Source organism: Bacillus sp. AF23, from assembly GCF_020861455.1.
GTDB lineage: Bacteria > Bacillota > Bacilli > Bacillales > Bacillaceae > Bacillus > Bacillus halotolerans.
This window is the reverse complement of sequence record NZ_JAJHVY010000016.1, coordinates 130,471-147,435: the sequence shown is the minus strand read 5'-3', so window position 1 is coordinate 147,435 and position 16,965 is coordinate 130,471. Positions and strand designations below refer to the sequence as shown.

The 16,965-nt window shown below is 40.7% G+C and carries 20 protein-coding genes and 1 riboswitch; of the genes, 14 read left to right on the top strand and 6 right to left on the bottom strand.

The features are described from left to right. Nucleotides 1–73: 73 nt before the first annotated feature. Nucleotides 74–394: a YkvA family protein gene (locus LNN34_RS08705; protein WP_217827077.1), complete on the bottom strand. Its 321-nt coding sequence runs from the start codon at nucleotides 392–394 to the stop codon at nucleotides 74–76. Between the two features lie 202 nt (nucleotides 395–596). Here LNN34_RS08705 and LNN34_RS08700 point away from each other — a divergent pair, with 202 nt between their 5' ends. Further along, nucleotides 597–854, top strand: a complete 258-nt coding sequence (locus tag LNN34_RS08700; RefSeq protein WP_024121169.1) for an aspartyl-phosphate phosphatase Spo0E family protein — start codon at nucleotides 597–599, stop codon at nucleotides 852–854. Between the two features lie 86 nt (nucleotides 855–940). Next, nucleotides 941–1,372 carry a hypothetical protein gene (locus LNN34_RS08695; protein WP_024121170.1) on the top strand — a complete coding sequence of 144 codons (432 nt, stop codon included), beginning with the start codon at nucleotides 941–943 and terminating at the stop codon, nucleotides 1,370–1,372. A gap of 27 nt (nucleotides 1,373–1,399) precedes the next feature. Here LNN34_RS08695 and LNN34_RS08690 read toward each other — a convergent pair whose 3' ends face one another. Next, nucleotides 1,400–2,920 carry a PAS domain-containing sensor histidine kinase gene (locus LNN34_RS08690; RefSeq protein ID WP_082687902.1) on the bottom strand — a complete coding sequence of 507 codons (1,521 nt, stop codon included), beginning with the start codon at nucleotides 2,918–2,920 and terminating at the stop codon, nucleotides 1,400–1,402. Nucleotides 2,921–3,112: 192 nt separating this feature from the next. Between LNN34_RS08690 and mhqR the strand changes: the two genes are divergently transcribed. Beyond that, nucleotides 3,113–3,550 (top strand): MarR family transcriptional regulator MhqR, encoded by a 438-nt coding sequence (gene mhqR, locus LNN34_RS08685; protein WP_024121172.1) that lies wholly within the window; start codon nucleotides 3,113–3,115, stop codon nucleotides 3,548–3,550. Between the two features lie 39 nt (nucleotides 3,551–3,589). On the opposite strand, the gene motB is transcribed toward mhqR, so the two are convergent. The 3 genes from motB to clpE all read right to left on the bottom strand — a co-directional run bounded on the left by motB (nucleotide 3,590) and on the right by clpE (nucleotide 7,623). Continuing rightward, on the bottom strand, nucleotides 3,590–4,375 hold the full coding sequence (gene motB, locus LNN34_RS08680; RefSeq protein WP_059292887.1) for a flagellar motor protein MotB: 786 nt from the start codon (nucleotides 4,373–4,375) through the stop codon (nucleotides 3,590–3,592). After that, nucleotides 4,347–5,162 carry a flagellar motor stator protein MotA gene (gene motA, locus LNN34_RS08675; RefSeq protein ID WP_024121174.1) on the bottom strand — a complete coding sequence of 272 codons (816 nt, stop codon included), beginning with the start codon at nucleotides 5,160–5,162 and terminating at the stop codon, nucleotides 4,347–4,349. The genes motB and motA overlap by 29 nt, the downstream gene beginning before the upstream one ends. 361 nt (nucleotides 5,163–5,523) lie before the next feature. Next, the gene (clpE, locus tag LNN34_RS08670) at nucleotides 5,524–7,623 is read right to left on the bottom strand and encodes an ATP-dependent protease ATP-binding subunit ClpE (RefSeq protein ID WP_059292886.1); all 2,100 of its coding nucleotides are present in this window, start codon (nucleotides 7,621–7,623) and stop codon (nucleotides 5,524–5,526) included. A 365-nt stretch (nucleotides 7,624–7,988) separates the two neighbouring features. Between clpE and LNN34_RS08665 the strand changes: the two genes are divergently transcribed. The 9 genes from LNN34_RS08665 to LNN34_RS08625 all read left to right on the top strand — a co-directional run bounded on the left by LNN34_RS08665 (nucleotide 7,989) and on the right by LNN34_RS08625 (nucleotide 15,260). Then, nucleotides 7,989–9,029, top strand: coding sequence for a hypothetical protein (locus tag LNN34_RS08665; protein WP_229043102.1), 1,041 nt, complete (start codon nucleotides 7,989–7,991; stop codon nucleotides 9,027–9,029). 215 nt (nucleotides 9,030–9,244) lie between these two features. After that, a riboswitch (PreQ1 riboswitch) is annotated at nucleotides 9,245–9,289 on the top strand. Nucleotides 9,290–9,416: 127 nt separating this feature from the next. Beyond that, the gene (gene queC, locus LNN34_RS08660; RefSeq protein WP_024121180.1) at nucleotides 9,417–10,076 is read left to right on the top strand and encodes a 7-cyano-7-deazaguanine synthase QueC; all 660 of its coding nucleotides are present in this window, start codon (nucleotides 9,417–9,419) and stop codon (nucleotides 10,074–10,076) included. A gap of 1 nt (nucleotide 10,077) precedes the next feature. After that, nucleotides 10,078–10,518 (top strand): 6-carboxytetrahydropterin synthase QueD, encoded by a 441-nt coding sequence (gene queD / locus LNN34_RS08655; protein ID WP_044156123.1) that lies wholly within the window; start codon nucleotides 10,078–10,080, stop codon nucleotides 10,516–10,518. Then, entirely contained in the window at nucleotides 10,511–11,242 is a 732-nt protein-coding gene (queE, locus tag LNN34_RS08650) for a 7-carboxy-7-deazaguanine synthase QueE (RefSeq protein ID WP_044156122.1), read from the top strand. Before queD ends, queE begins: the two co-directional genes overlap by 8 nt. Nucleotides 11,243–11,259: 17 nt before the next feature. Further along, complete coding sequence (queF, locus tag LNN34_RS08645) at nucleotides 11,260–11,757, top strand: preQ(1) synthase (protein ID WP_003218613.1); 498 nt, start codon at nucleotides 11,260–11,262, stop codon at nucleotides 11,755–11,757. A gap of 486 nt (nucleotides 11,758–12,243) precedes the next feature. Then, the gene (locus LNN34_RS08640) at nucleotides 12,244–13,443 is read left to right on the top strand and encodes a glycosyltransferase family protein (protein ID WP_106294318.1); all 1,200 of its coding nucleotides are present in this window, start codon (nucleotides 12,244–12,246) and stop codon (nucleotides 13,441–13,443) included. A gap of 40 nt (nucleotides 13,444–13,483) precedes the next feature. Continuing rightward, nucleotides 13,484–13,666, top strand: a complete 183-nt coding sequence (locus LNN34_RS08635) for a LysM peptidoglycan-binding domain-containing protein (protein ID WP_229043101.1) — start codon at nucleotides 13,484–13,486, stop codon at nucleotides 13,664–13,666. A gap of 127 nt (nucleotides 13,667–13,793) precedes the next feature. Continuing rightward, nucleotides 13,794–14,687, top strand: coding sequence for a glycosyl hydrolase family 18 protein (locus tag LNN34_RS08630; RefSeq protein WP_324251395.1), 894 nt, complete (start codon nucleotides 13,794–13,796; stop codon nucleotides 14,685–14,687). A gap of 282 nt (nucleotides 14,688–14,969) precedes the next feature. Continuing rightward, nucleotides 14,970–15,260 (top strand): DUF3219 family protein, encoded by a 291-nt coding sequence (locus LNN34_RS08625; RefSeq protein ID WP_044156116.1) that lies wholly within the window; start codon nucleotides 14,970–14,972, stop codon nucleotides 15,258–15,260. Nucleotides 15,261–15,381: 121 nt separating this feature from the next. On the opposite strand, the gene LNN34_RS08620 is transcribed toward LNN34_RS08625, so the two are convergent. After that, nucleotides 15,382–15,567, bottom strand: coding sequence for a YkvS family protein (locus tag LNN34_RS08620; RefSeq protein ID WP_003232446.1), 186 nt, complete (start codon nucleotides 15,565–15,567; stop codon nucleotides 15,382–15,384). A 164-nt stretch (nucleotides 15,568–15,731) separates the two neighbouring features. On the opposite strand from LNN34_RS08620, the gene LNN34_RS08615 reads away from it, so the two are divergent. After that, the gene (locus tag LNN34_RS08615) at nucleotides 15,732–15,926 is read left to right on the top strand and encodes a hypothetical protein (RefSeq protein ID WP_010334023.1); all 195 of its coding nucleotides are present in this window, start codon (nucleotides 15,732–15,734) and stop codon (nucleotides 15,924–15,926) included. Nucleotides 15,927–16,223: 297 nt separating this feature from the next. After that, nucleotides 16,224–16,853, top strand: a complete 630-nt coding sequence (locus LNN34_RS08610; RefSeq protein ID WP_229043099.1) for a cell wall hydrolase — start codon at nucleotides 16,224–16,226, stop codon at nucleotides 16,851–16,853. Nucleotides 16,854–16,965 lie beyond the last annotated feature (112 nt).

Here is a 16,965-nt window from a genome sequence, read left to right as displayed (position 1 = left end):
CGTTTTCAAACTTGAAGGTGTTTTTTATTTGTCTCATCTTATGGGGTCAGTCCCAAAGGCGGGGCTTTTTTTGTTATCGTAAACGCCATTCTTCGTATTGGGACATTTCTTTTTTGACCAGCGTCCAAATCAAACCGAGAACGGCAGCATCGTCAAGAATTCCTAAACCGAGCACGAAGTCCGGAATCATATCAATCGGCATGATGATATAAAAGACAGCAGCTGTCAGAAGCAACAGTGTTTTAATCTGTGAACGGGGATAGTCACCATTTCGCCAATCGCGAAGCATTTGACAAAAGATCGTGATATGATTGATTAATTTTTTGCGGGTTTTCCTTTTCAGAATAGCTTTTCCGCCTGCCGCACCGAGCATTATCGCTTTTTTTTTCTTCATTTAGCATTCCTCCTGCCTGCCGGTGTGTTTAAGATGGTCTTCGTCTGGGTATTGTTCTTCTAATCCTATCAATATATCTATTATAAATGAAAAATTAAGTTATTTAATAAAAATATGTTTACAAATAAAGTATAATCTGTAATAATGCACAATAACCCAATCAAACTTGTTTCCTATTTCTTAGCGGCGAGGGGTGAATTGAATGGGCTGTTCTTCTGAACAAGAAAGATTGCTGGTGTCTATTGATGAAAAAAGAAAGTTAATGATAGACGCCGCTAGTAAGCAGGGATTTACAGGGCATGACACAATCAGGCACAGTCAGGAGCTGGATTCTTTAATGAACGAATACCACCAGCTCATGCAAGAAAACGAACATTCCAAAGGAATTCAAGGCCTTGTGAAGAAATTAGGCTTGTGGCCCCGAAGAGACGTCATGCCTGCATATGATGCACATAAATAGCGGCGCTATCTGATGCATATATAAAGAGAGAGCTTTTCAGAAGCGCTCTTTTTTTCTGGGAAAATTTCATACGAAAGAGGGAACTGATGAAAGAACTGGCGGTAGTCATTACTGAAATGATAAACCAATTTCACGATGCTTTTATTTCGATATGCGGGATGCTTGGCATTCAATTAACCGACAAAGAAATGCATTTTTGGGTAATTGGAATATTTGGCATCTTCTTTTTCGCTGTCACTCACGCTGTATTTACATGGCTTTCTAAATGGAGCTTGACGGCTTTGTCCTTTATCTATACCGTAACGATCATCATTGTTATCGTATTTGCAATTGAGATTCAGCAAAAAGTGACCGGACGGGGAAATATGGAATTTTTAGATGCAACGGAAGGGTTAAAAGGCTTTTTGGTGTTCTTTTTCATCTTTTTGCTTTTGAAAATGCTTTTGCGTTTGATCCGATTCTTCTTTTCAGGAGGAGCAGTAAGCAAGGAGAATGAAAATACCCGTTCACGTAAATAAATAAGCCCTCCTGAGACTGTCAGGGGGCTAGGAAGATGAGACGGGGAGGGTAATGGTAACCTCGGTTCCTCTTCGTACTTCACTTTCTATATGAATGGAACCTCCGTACATCAGCACGATCCGTTTACATACGACAAGCCCGAGGCCGGTTCCTTTTTCTTTAGAAGTGACAAATGGAAGAAAGATATGATCCAGCATTTCCTGTGATATCCCTTCACCGTTATCCATCACTTTTATAATGGCCTTTTTATCAACTGCTCCTAAGGAAATTGTGAGTTTGCCGCCTTCCGGCATAGACTCAAGGCCATTTTTCGCAACATTCAAAATGACTTGTTTAATATGATCTTTTGTACATTTTACTTTTAGAGGTTTATCAGTTAAAAATTTTAACTCTACTTCCACATTATATAAATTTCCTTCAGAATAGATGATCGGCATAATTTCTCCGATAATATCCTGAAGCGAGTTAAGCTCCCATTTCTCAGCTGTCGGTTTTCCGAGAACTAAAAACTCACTCACAATTTGGTTGATACGTTTAATCTCCTGTTCGATAATTGAAAAATACAGCTGGTCTTCTTCACCTTTATATTTCTTTTGCAGCAGCTGAATAAAACCGCTGATGCCGGTAAGCGGATTGCGGATTTCGTGAGCCGTGCTGGCAGCAAGCGTTCCGATCAGCTCTAATTTTTGCTGCTCATTTTCCGTGCGCTCCAGCTGGGTCCGCCGCTTCAGCAAATAATAAAGTACAAGAATAAAAAGAATATTCAGCAAGACTATAATACAGGAAAGAGGAAGCACAAGGCTTTTACTCAGCTCCTCTATTGTCACAGGATTCGGATATACTTTCATATTCCAGCTGATATCATCAAGATAACCGCTGACAGGTTTTTGATCTCTTGCGTGAGAAGCCTGTCCGCTTGAGAAAATCATTTTGTTATTTTCGTTCACAACCTCAATATAGACATCAGGGCTCAGCAAGTTAATCAGGTTTTGCAGATAGTCAATTTGTATAGCTGCCACAAGATAATCTGTGACATTTTTCTTTTCATCCAGCACGGGAACACAAATTGTAAAAATCGGCTGGCCTGTGATCCTGCTTGAATAGCTGTCTGTAATGACAGTCTTTTTTGTTTTTTTCGCTTTTGTAAAAAAGGATCTGTCGGCCAGATTGACTTTAGTTTTTAATTCTGTTGCGCTGGCAGTGACATCTCCTTTGGCATTGAGAAAATAGAGCCCGGAAAACCTTGGTTCGGAATCAAATGTTTTTTCCAAAACAGTTTTCATTTTATTCATATCTATCGGTCTGTCGATAGCGATAGACAAGGACGTCATTCTCGCTTTTGTTTCTCCGATTAAATAATTTATTTTGTTGCGGTGAAGGTTCAGCATAACACTGGCTTCTTGCTTATGTTCTGCAGCTATTGTTTCTTTTTCCTTTTCATAGACGAAAAAGCTTATGACGAGTGCCGGAATCACTACTAGTGCAATATAAAGCTTAATTCTCCCGCAGGCGCCTTTTAGTATTTTCAATTTGCATCGCTCCAACATACACCTGATTAGAGGTATTATATCATTGTTTCTTCTTGTTTAATAAGAAAAAATAACCAAAATAATTAAGAAAAATATGTTGTTCACATGAATAATAAAAAAGAAGAGAAATATTGGAAAGATTTTTATTGACATTTCGGTATTTGTTTATTAATGTTTCTCTGTAACGGTTTCTAAAAGGATGATTGAGACATGACAGAAAAATCACTGAAGTTATTTATCGTGCTGTCGCGCGCGTATCGGTCTATTAATGATCATATGAATAAGCATATTCATAAGCATGGACTGAATCCTACTGAATTTGCTGTGCTGGAGCTGTTATATCATAAAGGTGATCAGCCGCTGCAGCAGATAGGGGATAAAATACTCTTGGCCAGCGGGAGCATCACCTACGTCGTAGATAAGCTTGAGCAAAAAGAGCTCCTTATTCGGAAAGCGTCGCCTACAGACAGACGAGTAACATTTGCACAAATTACCGAAAAAGGCATCAGTCTTTTGGATGATATTTTCCCTGATCATGCAGCTGAAATTGATGAAATGATCAGCGTATTAAGCGAAGAAGAAGTTGAAATGTGCACTGAAATGTTAAAAAGAGTAGGATTAAACGCAAAACAGTTTCATAATAAGTAAAAAAAGGAAGCCTTGTGATAGATCAGGCTTCCTTTTTTACTATTTTTCATTTGTTTCCGCTGCGCCTCTTGGCAAGATGAGAACTTCAACCCGCCTGTTTTTGCTTCGGCCTTCCGCAGTTTTGTTGGAGGCCACCGGTTTATACTCACCATAGCCTTTGGCACTGAACACTTTGGCATCAAGCTTAGGGTTCTCAATCAGAAGCCCCATGAAGTTTACGGCTCTCATCACACTTAAATGCCAGTTTGACTGAAATTCTGAATTTCTAATCGGCATATTGTCTGTATGTCCGCTGATAATGATGTTTCTCGGCGGATTAATCACGAGAAGGTTTGAAATCTCTTTTGCAAGGGGAATGTCTTCCTGGCGGATGGTCGCTTTTCCTGAATCAAAGAAGATGCTGTCTTTAATCGTGATCAGCAGGCCTTCCTTAGTCATCTTTGTTTCCAGCTGATGCTCCAGCTTTTTATTTTTAATGAACTTTTCAACCTGGCTCTGCACGTTTTTAAGTTCTTCTTGATCAGCTGCTTTTTCCTTTTCTTTCTTGTTTTCCTTTTTCTCTTCTTTTTCCTTTTCCACTTCGTCGATTCCGTCTGACTCATCTTTAGGAGGGGTGACGCTGGAATAATCCAATACGCCGGTCCCGCCTGTAAAGACTTCATTAAATGATTTTGAAAGCATTTGAAATTTAGCTGCGTCAATTGAGCTGCTCGCGTACAGCACAATAAACAATGCTAGGAGAAGGGTAAGGATATCGGCGTAAGGAACCAGCCATGATTCATCAACGTGCTCGTCCTCATGCTTCTTCTTCTTTTTTCTCGCCATTTTGCGCCTCTCCTTCTCGTTCTGCAAATTTCAAACGATCCTTCGCAGGAAGGTACATTAAAAGTTTCTGCTCGATCACTTTCGGTGCCTGTCCTTCTAATACGGACAGGACGCCTTCAATCATAATTTCACGGAGCTTGACTTCCTGTTTTGACTTGCGTTTTAATTTGTTTGCAAAAGGATGCCATAATACATATCCCGTAAAGATACCGAGAAGGGTGGCTACAAAGGCTGCACTGATGGCGTGACCAAGCTCATCTGTATTGTCCATATGAGAAAGTGCGGCGATCAGTCCGATAACAGCACCGAGCACCCCGAGTGTCGGCGCGTAAGTTCCCGCCTGTGTAAAAATAGCGGCTCCGGCCTGGTGTCTTTCCTCCATCGCTTCAACTTCTTCAGTCATGATATCTCTGATAAATTCTGCGCTTTGCCCATCAACAGCCATGCTGAGACCGTTTTTCAGAAACGCGTCATCTACATTTTCAATACTTGCTTCCAAAGCCAGAAGACCTTCACGGCGTGCAAGCTGAGCCCATTCAGAGAACATAGGAATGAGTTCTTCTATTGTCAGCTGTTTGTTTTCTTTAAATAGCACACGGAACAGCACAGGCACTTTTTTGATTTCTTTCGTTGGGAACGCAATGACTACCGCTGATATCGTTCCGGCGATGATAATTAAAATGGCAGCGGGATTTGCAAGAGCGGCGAAACTGACGCCTTTCAGAACCATTCCCACACTCAATGCAACAAAAGCAAGAATAATACCGATAATCGAAGTTTTATCCATAATTTTCACCAAATCCTTTTTTACTAGCTTGTCTATGGTTAATATCGGTATCAGTGTCTGGAACTTTAGGGACATTGTGAAATTGTTCATGAAATATTCAAGGAAGATACATAGAAGGGAGAAATAAACAAACGCAGGCTTTTCAGCAGGGGAAAGGCCGCGGGTTTTGATGTGCGTATCTGATTCTCTAAAGTGCTTTCGTATAACAATAGAAATAAATATTCATCATGCTCCATCCCTCTTTTAGAAAAGTGTAAAGAAAGAAGGAGATGAGCGCTTCAGGGGATGGAATGACATGTTCTCGGACGAGAGAAGGATTTCACATAAAAAGCGGCTTCCCTGAAAAGGAAGCCGCTGATTTTTATTTTGCCTGAACTTTGATGTTATCATTTTCTACTGTGACGTGAAAACTTGCAATCTCGTTACTGTCAAGCAGCAGATCAGTCATTTCGTCCTCAACCCATTCCTGGATTGTTCTTCTGAGCGGGCGCGCACCGAATGAAGGATGGTAACCCAGCTCAGCGATTTTTTCTTTCGCTTCATCTGAAACACTCAAGCTGATGCCGCGTTCTGCCAATGTTTCTTCCAATTCTCCAAGAAGAAGGCTGACGATTTTGACCAGATGCTCTTTTTTAAGGGAACGGAATTCGATGATGCTGTCAAATCGGTTGAGAAACTCAGGTTTAAAGAACATGCTGAGTGAATCAATTAATGTTTGTTCTTCAATCACACTGTCTTCTGATTGGAAACCGACTTTCGTTTGTTTTTCACCAGTGCCTGCATTGCTTGTCATTATGATGACGGTGTCTTTAAAGCTTACGGTTCTGCCTTGGCTGTCCGTTAAGCGGCCGTCCTCCATAATTTGCAGGAACATATGCTGGACATCTGGGTGTGCTTTTTCAATCTCATCAAGCAGCACGATGCTGTATGGATTGCGGCGCACTTTTTCCGTTAATTGTCCAGCTTCCTCATGGCCGACGTATCCAGGCGGTGAACCAATGATTTTAGATACGGCATGTTTCTCCATGTATTCACTCATATCGAGGCGGATAATGGCATCTTTCGTGCCGAATAATTCATCCGCCAGTGTTTTAGAAAGCTCTGTTTTCCCTACGCCGGTTGGTCCGACAAAGAGGAAGGAGCCGACTGGTCTGTTTTTTGATTTTAAGCCGGCGCGGCTGCGTCTGACCGCTTTTGCCACTTTTTGAACAGCCGCTTCTTGTCCGATGACGCGTTCGTGAAGCTTTACTTCAAGCTCTTTCATTTTTGTTTGCTCATCTGCCTGCAGTTTTCCCACAGGAATGCCTGTTTTTTGTTCGACGATATCCTGAATGTGCTCAGCTTCCACTGTGACGGCGGAATGTGAAGAAGAGCTGTTCAGTTTTTTCTCCAGTGCGATTTCTTCATCACGGAGTTTTGCTGCCAATTCGTAATTCTCTTCTTCCAGCGCTTTTGTTTTTTCTGCTTCAATTGCAGTCAGCCGTTCAGCTGCATCTTCATCATTCAAATCATCAATTAACAGGTTGGCTTTAGATCCAGCTTCGTCTAATAAATCAATCGCTTTGTCCGGCAGATGTCTGTCCTGAATGTAGCGTGATGATAAAGTGACACAGGCTTTCAGGGCTTCATCGCTGAATGTCACGCCATGGTATGCTTCGTATTTGTCTTTAATTCCTTGCAGAATGCTGATCGCTTGATCAATTGTAGGCTCCTGCACCATGACAGGCTGAAAACGTCTTTCCAGCGCAGCATCTTTTTCAATTTGGCGGTATTCTTTCAGTGTTGTCGCTCCGATAACCTGCAGCTCGCCTCTGGCAAGAGCGGGTTTGAGAATGTTACCTGCATCCATTGAGCCTTCTGCAGAGCCTGCGCCAACGAGAAGGTGAATTTCATCAATGAAAAGAATGACATTTTTGCGCTCTTTCAGCTCAGTGATCAGCTGTTTCATTCTTTCTTCAAATTGACCTCTGATGCCAGTGTTTGCAACAAGGGATGCGACATCAAGCAAGTAAAGCTCTTTGTTTTTCAATTTATTTGGAACATCGCCTTCAGCGATTTTTAAAGCGAGCCCTTCTGCAATTGCTGTTTTCCCTACACCAGGCTCTCCAATCAGAACCGGATTGTTTTTGTTGCGGCGGTTAAGAATCTCGATCACACGCGCAACTTCTTCATCACGGCCGATGACGGGATCAATCAGACCGGCTTTTGCGCCGTTTGTAATATTTTGCGCCAGTTCATCAAGCAATCCTTTTTTCTCGCTTTGCTTAGCTGCGCTTTGTTCTTTCGGCTGGAATGCTTGTTCAAACGGAAAACCGAAAGATTGAGGACCCATGCTCATTGAAGGTTTACGGGTCAGTTCGTGATAGCAAGTTTCACATAAAACCATTTGTTTATGAACGGAATTTATTTGCATGTTAAGGCGAATCGTCGCCTCGTTTTGATGACAGTGTTGACAACGCATTTGCCAAAACCTCCTTATAAAATTTGATCATCTTTGACCAATCGGTTCAGAAAAAAAGGCCGATTTATTTGACCTTCTTTGACTATTAGTATACGCCAGATTCACTGGCTTTCAAAACCATTTGCTCAAAGCGGTCTTGTTTTTGACTAACTTTGACCAATGAAATAATATAAAAAGACGGCTGGTTTGACCTTCTTTGATTAATAGTATACTCTGACCTTTTTTGACTTTCAAGGCTTTTGCTCAAAAATATTTTTGAATTGTTAACACAGTAAAACATGTTTTGTTCGTCTTTTCAAGGAACTTGTCTCATAGGCTATAAAAAGGCTAAAAGGACAATACTGCGGTTGGTTCGGAGGGGAGAAATGGAACAATCAAAAGGGTCTGCACATCAGCTCGCTTTTGTGTATATAGGCACAGTCGTCGGAGCGGGATTTGCAACTGGCAGGGAAATTGTTGAGTTTTTTCTGAAGTTCGGCTGGTTCGGATTGCTTGGTATTATTATAAGCGGCGGGATGTTCACGTTTTTAGGCGCAAAGCTGATGATCATTTCAAAGCGAATCAATGCCAAGTCCTATCAAGAAATGAATATATACTTGTTCGGGGCGGCTGCCGGACGGATTATCAATGTCTTTATGCTGTTCGTTCTCCTCGGTGTCACATCTGTCATGCTGTCGGGGGCAGGGGCGCTTTTTGAGGAACAGCTTGGGATGTCCGCTCAGGTTGGAATGCTGATCACAATTGGATTAAGTTTGATTGTCATGACAAGAGGAGTAAAAGGCATTTTTGGTGTAAATGTGTTTGTTGTACCGCTTTTGATTATCTTTTCTATGATTGTGGTGGCCGATTCATTTATTTTCAGTGAGACGCGGAATACAGCTCAGTGGGTGTGGCCGCATCGATGGGACTGGCTATTATCAGCAGTGTCATACGGAGCCTTGAATTTATCGCTTGCCCAGGCTGTTTTGGTGCCGCTGGCGAATGAAATGTCTTCAGAACAGGTGATAAAAAAAGGCGCTTTCATCGGCGGTACAATGCTGACAATTGTGCTTGCTGCAAGTTTTTTGTCTTTGTCGATGCTCCCGGATGTATTTTTGTACGATATTCCGATGGCTCAAGTGGTTTACCTCTTCGCGCGATCTGTACATTTGATTTATTTGTTGATTATATTCGGCGAAGTGTTCACATCGGTGATCGGAAACCTTTATGGGCTGGAAAAACAAGTGAAGAGCTTTCTTCCTATAAAAAGCAAATATATTTTTGCGGCAATCATGATTACGGCTTATATCACGAGTCAAATCGGCTACGGCAAGCTCATTTCAACCATTTACCCACTGTTTGGCTATGTGAGCTTGGCTTTCATAGGCGCTTTGGTCTGTAAAAAGCTCCCCCGGCGCAGTTTGTAATCACAATATTGAAACATATATATAATAATGAAGCAAACGTTTATGTTAAACCCTGCGCCAGCCCGAAACGGATCTTAATTAGGTATTTTCGCTGTGTAAAAGGATTAAGGCGGAAAAAATGAGACAGGCTTTTCGGCTATCTTTTTTATTGTCAAGAAAAACAACATTATGGTAAGATAGCAGAAGTGAAAAATTGAAGAAAATCCGTTCGATATGCGGGAGAGGTTCTAGCTACACCCTCTATAAAAAACTAAGGACGTGCTGTATCCTTGGATACGGCCTTTTTTATGTTTTTCTAGAGCACCTTTCCGAAAAGGTGTTTTTTATATTTAACAGTTGTAGCGATGTCTCTCGCCGAGATTTTTATAGCGGAGAAGGAGAGGAATCATGAAAAAGGAAAAAGCAATTGTCGTATTCAGCGGCGGTCAAGACAGTACCACATGTTTACTGTGGGCGTTAAAGGAATTTGAAGAGGTGGAAACAGTAACATTTCATTATAATCAGCGTCATTCGCAGGAAGTTGAAGTGGCGAAGGGGATTGCGGATAAGCTTGGCGTGAAAAATCATTTGCTTGATATGTCACTTTTGAACCAGCTTGCGCCTAATGCCCTGACGAGAAATGATATAGAAATTGAAGCAAAAGACGGCGAGCTGCCATCAACATTTGTTCCAGGCCGTAACTTAGTGTTCTTATCTTTTGCGTCTATCCTGGCGTACCAAATTGGCGCCCGCCATATTATCACGGGCGTTTGCGAAACGGATTTCAGCGGCTATCCTGACTGCCGTGATGAATTCGTTAAATCTTGCAATGTGACGGTTAACCTGGCCATGGAGAAGCCATTTGTGATTCATACTCCGCTCATGTGGCTGAATAAGGCGGAAACGTGGAAGCTTGCAGATGAGCTTGGCGCGCTTGATTTTGTGAAAAACAACACGCTTACATGCTATAACGGCATCATCGCAGACGGCTGCGGCGAATGTCCGGCATGTCATCTTCGCTCCAGAGGCTATGAAGAATATATGGCGATGAAAGGAGAGCGGGCATAAATTGTTATCTCAAATATATCCACAGGTCCAGCATCCTTATTCATTTGAATTGAATAAGGACATGCAAATTTCTGCTGCTCATTTTATTCCGCGTGAAAGTGCGGGAGCGTGCAGCAGGGTTCACGGGCATACGTATACCGTAAATATTACCGTTGCCGGTGATGAGCTTGACAATTCCGGCTTTCTCGTGAATTTCAGTGTGCTCAAAAAGCTGGTTCACGGCTCCTATGACCATACGCTTTTAAATGATCATGAAGAATTTTCTAAGGATGACCCGTATTCGCTGCCGACAACTGAAGTCGTGGCGAAAACGATCTATGACAAAGTGCAGGCTTATTTAAACAAACTGGAGAATAAACCAAGCTGTGTGCAGGTGTTTGTCCGTGAAACACCGACCAGTTATTGTGTATACCGTCCGAAAAAGGGTGGTTTGAATGGCTAAAGGAATTCCTGTATTAGAAATTTTCGGCCCGACGATTCAAGGAGAAGGCATGGTGATCGGACAGAAGACAATGTTTGTCCGCACGGCCGGCTGTGATTACTCCTGCAGCTGGTGTGACTCCGCCTTCACTTGGGACGGATCTGCTAAAAAAGATATTCGCTGGATGACAGCCGATGAGATTTTTTCAGAGCTTAAGGAGATTGGGGGAGACGCGTTTTCCCACGTTACAATCTCCGGCGGAAACCCGGCGCTGTTAAAACAGCTGGATGCTTTGATAGAACTGCTGAAGGAAAACAATATCCGTGCAGCTCTCGAGACACAGGGGACAGTCTATCAGGATTGGTTTACACTGATCGATGATCTGACGATTTCACCAAAACCGCCAAGCTCGAAAATGGTGACGAACTTTGATAAGCTGGATCACATTTTGACATCACTGAAAGAGAATAACAGACAGCATGCTGTCAGCTTGAAGGTTGTCATTTTTAATGATGAAGATCTCGAGTTTGCCAAAACTGTACACAAGCGCTACCCGGGGATACCGTTTTATCTGCAAGTCGGTAATGATGATGTGCATACGGCAGACGACAAATCACTCATTGCACATTTGCTTGGAAAATATGAAGCGTTAGTTGATCAGGTAGCTGCCGATGCAGAGCTGAATCTCGTCAGAGTGCTTCCGCAGCTGCATACCCTGTTATGGGGCAACAAACGAGGAGTTTAATAGAAAGGAAGATAAACATGACGACAAGAAAAGAATCAGAATTAGAAGGTGTAACACTGCTTGGCAACCAAGGAACAAACTATTTATTCGAATATGCGCCGGACGTGCTCGAATCCTTCCCGAATAAACATGTAAACCGTGATTACTTTGTAAAATTCAACTGCCCTGAATTTACATCTTTATGTCCGAAAACAGGACAGCCTGACTTTGCAACAATTTACATCAGCTATATTCCTGATGAAAAAATGGTGGAGAGCAAATCACTCAAACTGTACTTGTTCAGCTTCAGAAATCATGGAGACTTCCACGAAGACTGCATGAACATCATCATGAATGACTTGATTGAATTAATGGACCCGCGCTACATTGAAGTATGGGGCAAATTCACGCCAAGAGGCGGAATTTCCATTGATCCGTACACAAACTACGGAAAACCTGGCACGAAATATGAGAAAATGGCCGAATACCGCATGATGAATCATGACTTGTATCCGGAGACGATTGATAATCGTTAATGAGAACCCGCACTAAGTCCAATAAAAGTGTAACCTAGTGTGACTTTTATGCAGTGAAAAGTTGATATTGGAAGGTAATTTAAGACGTACAAATGTGTACGTCTTTTTCTTTTATGCAAAAATCAATATATTAACGTAAGTTTTTTGGCAGAAAGTCTAGCGAAATCAAAGGAAAGTATTTTGTAGATCGCTTTCTTTTCTGTGGGGCATACGCACAAGCTATTAAATGATGATTACAATTTTTATTTCTCATTATATATGGATGGCGTATCCGGTAATACCGAAAGTATTTTTCAGCTTCTGTTATATTTTTTCGTGTCGGCGAGAGAAACGATTATTTTTCGTTCTCTTAGAATGTAATTTTTCAGGAAGCTATTACGTCATCTCATATCTGAACGTTTTGTATAGACTAGTACCGTCACAAGTTATATTACAAATACATACCAATAAGTAGACATTAAAAAGTGAAAGAGAGGACGAACATGTGTGAAAATTCTTTTTCTAGAGAGTCATCCTATGTGGCTCTATGGTTTACCGAATGGGTTTAGTGAAGCAGGCCATACCGTAATGATTTCGGGCCCTGTAAGTCGGGAAAATGTTACTGAAATGATAGAAGAATTCAAACCAGATCTAATCGTATCTATGGGTTGGACACCAGAGCATTCTAGGGAAAAGCAGGCCTGGATCCGCAATGCTACTAAAAAGGTGAAGATCCCCCTCGTTTATTGGGCAACTGAAGACCCGTTGCACACTCAAAACTTTACTATCCCGTTAATTAAAAAGATGAAACCGGATTTTGTTTTCACCGTTACACCTTCTCTGTGTAAAACTTATGAAAGAATGGGGGTAAAAGCGGCTCATTTAGACTTTGCATATCACGAAAGTATACATCATCAGATTAAACCATTGGACAAATATAGCTGTGATATAGCGGTGGTGGCTAATGCTTACCCTAATTTTCTTGAGGAACATCCGGAAGTGTTCCGCTCGTCCTCTTTAAAAACGCTTATTCGTCCTCTCATACGAAATGGTATTCGCATTGATTTTTGGGGGAAAAATTGGGAGAAAATGAGCAAACATATAGGAAGAGAAATTCCCCGAAATTGGATTCATGGATACCTTGATTATACTGAAGCATATAAAGTTTACAGTTCAGCAAAAATTATTCTTGGTTTGCAAAACTGTGAAAGCCAGCTTACGCAGCGCACCTATGAGATTCTTGGTTCCGGAGGGGTTTTATTGACATCGGATACACCAGCAGTTCGAGGTAAATTCAAACCTGGCCGCGATCTCATCGTTTCATCTTCCCCAAAAGAAACATTTGAAAAGGTTAAATACTATTTGAATCATGATAGCGAGAGAAAGAAGATTCGGATAAACGGTAAAAAGGCTGTAAAGAATGATTCCTATCGGCATAGAGCTGAGAGAATGCTTGAGGTGCTAAGAAGCAGAGGAATCTTAAGAAACCTAGAGGAAACCATTCATTATGTTGATGTTCTCAAAGAAAATTACGTGATCCATCATGTTGCTCCCGGTGAAACATTAACGAAAATCGCTATAAATTACAATATTCCCCTTAAACAAATCATGGAGCTAAATCATTTCAAATCAGATCAGATATATGCGGGACAAATCATTAAGATTAGAAAGAAACGGTCTAGAGATGTTAAAAATAAATTTTTCTAAAGGAGAGTAATATAAATGAAGGGAAAAAACCAAAACAGAAGTGAAAAGAACGCCTCGTTATATGGAATTTCCCGTGACAGATGAAGTATATTGTGTGGAATCCGACGATACATTATGGACGATTTCAAAATCCTTTAATATTCCGGTACAACTTATGAATCTTAATAAGCTTTCTTCAGATAGAATTTATCCCGGACAAATGATAAAGATAAGAGAAAGGTAATTTATGAGGTTTCGGAAACGAAACAAATTGGAATGGTCAATTATTTGGTAAAACTTGATATCTTTGAGAATGAAGGGGTTATGAGATGTTTCAAATGAGCTAATTCTACTCTGGATTAGGTTATGATATTATTCAGCACGTTGATCAAACGAACGGAGTATTAAAAGTCGTGTCTCCTGACTTTTTCTATATCAGAAAAAATGGATCACTACTTCTCCGTTCAGCTAATCCTGATGTGATTAAAGCTCTTCATAGAAGAAAATTAAAAGTAGTTCCTTTTTTAAGCAATCATTGGAATCAGGATTTGGGTCGAGTTGCGTTAAAGAAACGAGTGGTTTTGGCTAAACAAATTTCTAATGCAATAGAAGAGCTGAATCTAGACGGCGTCAATATCGATATAGAAAACCTTACAGAGAAAGATCGGCAGGCATTTACGGATTTCGTTAGATTAGTAAGAAAAGGTATTCCTAGGCACAAAGAGGTATCAGTTGCAGTGGCAGCAAATCCTTTTGGCTGGACGAAGGGCTGGCACGGATTATATGATTATGAGAATTTAGCTAAACATGCGGACTATCTAATGGTTATGGCCTATGATGAAAGCCGCCTTGCTGGGCCTACTGCAAGTGTAGGATGGGTGGAAAAGTCCATTCAATATGCTCTAGCCCAAAAAATCTCTCCCAAAAAACTGGTTTTAGGATTGCCTTTCTATGGCCGTTGCTGGATGCAAGACCAATCTAACTCACAAGCCATTTCACTTTACCTTGTTAACTCATTAGTAAAAAGGCATAACGGTACAATTATTTTTGACATAAAGAGTCAATCTCCAAAAGCTGTTTTTACGATCAAACACGATAAGAAGGATCTATTACCTTCAGGAACATATACATTATGGTTCGAAAATGAACAGTCACTCAGAGCAAAAATAAAACTCGTTCAAAAATATAACCTAAAAGGTCTTGGCAGCTGGAGTCTTGGACAAGAAGATTCGTCAGTCTGGAATAGAGTGTTTAAAAATATATAAGCGGAGGCGGTTAATAATCGTTAATATAGTTTCTCCTGCGGAATGCAGGGGATTTTATACATAAAAAAGACGAGTGAATCCGGGGGGAATGCCACTCGTCACCTTCTAATGAAAAGACGGGATGCTGGATGGCAGCTCGTCTGTTTTATTATAAAATATCGAACGTATGTTTGTAAAGGCGTCTTTTTTAAAGAAATGGTTAAAATAATGCTCAAAACAGATTCATTGTAAACCTTAACGGGATTATGTTAAGATGCATGAACTGATAAGGAGTGATACAAAGTGAAAACATTGCGTTTAAACGATGTCACGTTAGAAATGTCAACATATCAAGAAGAGAGCGAGCCGAAGCGGAAAATTGCCTTTACCTTACACGTTACCAGTGAGACTTATCATGATATCGCTGTGCTGTTATATGAAAAGACATTTAACGTCGAAGTTCCGGAACGGAATCTTGCCTTTCGCGGTGAAATCACAAATTATTCAACGTCATTGACCAACCTGTACGAAGCGGGAGCCGTGAGTGAATTTTATATCGAAATAACGGAAACGGACACGAACGCCGATTCATAATCGGTGTTTTTTTATGTATAAAAGCTGCCGGCCGGCAGCTTTTGAGAAAGCTAATTTGATATGTAAGGTGTTTAATTGTTCGTCTTGCAGTTTTTGCGAATGCGTGTGGATGAAGGAGGATTTAATAGGAGTCTCTGATGATCTTATAATTTTTATGATTAACAACAGTCAGTGAATCTAGCTCAAGATCCCGATAGTTATCCATAATGGTAACATCTACGATAACAGAATTCTCATTAACTTTTTCAACAACACCGGTTAATCCGTTTTTAAATTCAATGACGTTTCCGACCTTAGCGATTTTCACAAGCTTCCTCTCCTTTAAACATAATAATTCCTTTTGAAAGTATTAAACAGTATTTTTATTGAGAAGTAAAGCGATAAGGAGTTTTATCGTCCTAAGGAATTGTCCTGGCCCAGGAAAAATGATATATTGATTTTCGTTCAAAGATTGAAAAGGGGGAGTTTTGATTGCGTCCCGAAGACATAACAGAACAGATTGAACAGCTTCGTACTGGTGAAATAAAAGAATTGAGAGTCCAAAAAGAACACTTTCTTGATTTCAGGGCCGTTTTATCGAAACAGGACGATTTTAAGCATTTCCGAGGCATTGCCCAGCAAGGCGGAGATGTGGTGTTTCAATATTTAGAACAGCCAAGAAGCTAAAAGGTTTCTCATAAGTGAGAAGCCTTTTTATCATATATGACAGAACGCCGGACTTTTATTACAAATGATGTAACAGACGTAAACAAAATGTAAAATTACAAAAATGGATAAATATTCATTGAAATGACAATATTTATAGAAAATCAGGCTGTTTTTTTGCCATTAATCAGTGCGTCACCCGGTATATTCCATCCTGATACCTGTTTGGGAGAGTTGGAAAATCTTTTTCCGTGAAATTGATTTGATCTCTTGTTAAGGTTATGAAGTGTTTTTTGAGCACTTTAAGGAGGAAACTGTATGACGACAAAATTTACTGCGCTAGCTGTTTTTCTTCTTTGTTTCATGCCTGTTTCGAAAATTGAACATACACAAGCTTCACTACTGAACACAAAGAAGACAAAACATGAAGAAGCTAAGCTGCTTACCCATATAAATCATGACACAGACACATCTTTCTCTTCACTGTCTGCTGATGAGGACAAGAAAAAAATAAAGCCGATCAAGCTATCAGCGAACACTGAAAAGAAAGAAAACGAACAATCAGAGAAAACGAATGAGAAGAAAGAAACTTATTCTGAGTCTGAAAAAGAATTGCTTTCCCGACTCGTTCACGCAGAGGCGAAGGGCGAATCCTATGAAGGCAAGGTCGCTGTTGCAAGCGTTGTGCTGAACAGGACGGATAAGAACGGCTTTCCCGATACAATCAGAGGAGTTATTTATCAGAAAAATGCCTTTGAACCTGTCGCAAACGGAAGCATTAATCAAGAGCCTGACAAAGAATCAATTGAGGCTGTTGAAGAAGCGATGTCATCTAAGGACAGAGAAACAGAAGCCCTTTTCTTTTATAACCCGAAAACGGCGTCAGATGACTGGATTCGCTCAAGGAAAATCATTGGAAAAATCGGCAGGCATGTCTTTGCCATATAAGCATAGAAGAGACCATTCGTCTCAGCTGTGCTTTTTTTTATAGAAAGAGTAAAAATAAAATAATTTTTGAACTTGTCTCATATGATGTTGGTAGTACAAGAGACAAGGAGAG

Coding starts and splice junctions, on each gene's coding strand:
- LNN34_RS08705 (WP_217827077.1), bottom strand. CDS start 394: ATGAAGAAAAAAAAAGCGATAATGCTCGGTGCGGCAGGCGGAAAAGCT.
- LNN34_RS08700 (WP_024121169.1), top strand. CDS start 597: ATGGGCTGTTCTTCTGAACAAGAAAGATTGCTGGTGTCTATTGATGAA.
- LNN34_RS08695 (WP_024121170.1), top strand. CDS start 941: ATGAAAGAACTGGCGGTAGTCATTACTGAAATGATAAACCAATTTCAC.
- LNN34_RS08690 (WP_082687902.1), bottom strand. CDS start 2,920: ATGTTGGAGCGATGCAAATTGAAAATACTAAAAGGCGCCTGCGGGAGA.
- mhqR (WP_024121172.1), top strand. CDS start 3,113: ATGACAGAAAAATCACTGAAGTTATTTATCGTGCTGTCGCGCGCGTAT.
- motB (WP_059292887.1), bottom strand. CDS start 4,375: ATGGCGAGAAAAAAGAAGAAGAAGCATGAGGACGAGCACGTTGATGAA.
- motA (WP_024121174.1), bottom strand. CDS start 5,162: ATGGATAAAACTTCGATTATCGGTATTATTCTTGCTTTTGTTGCATTG.
- clpE (WP_059292886.1), bottom strand. CDS start 7,623: ATGCGTTGTCAACACTGTCATCAAAACGAGGCGACGATTCGCCTTAAC.
- LNN34_RS08665 (WP_229043102.1), top strand. CDS start 7,989: ATGGAACAATCAAAAGGGTCTGCACATCAGCTCGCTTTTGTGTATATA.
- queC (WP_024121180.1), top strand. CDS start 9,417: ATGAAAAAGGAAAAAGCAATTGTCGTATTCAGCGGCGGTCAAGACAGT.
- queE (WP_044156122.1), top strand. CDS start 10,511: ATGGCTAAAGGAATTCCTGTATTAGAAATTTTCGGCCCGACGATTCAA.
- queF (WP_003218613.1), top strand. CDS start 11,260: ATGACGACAAGAAAAGAATCAGAATTAGAAGGTGTAACACTGCTTGGC.
- LNN34_RS08610 (WP_229043099.1), top strand. CDS start 16,224: ATGACGACAAAATTTACTGCGCTAGCTGTTTTTCTTCTTTGTTTCATG.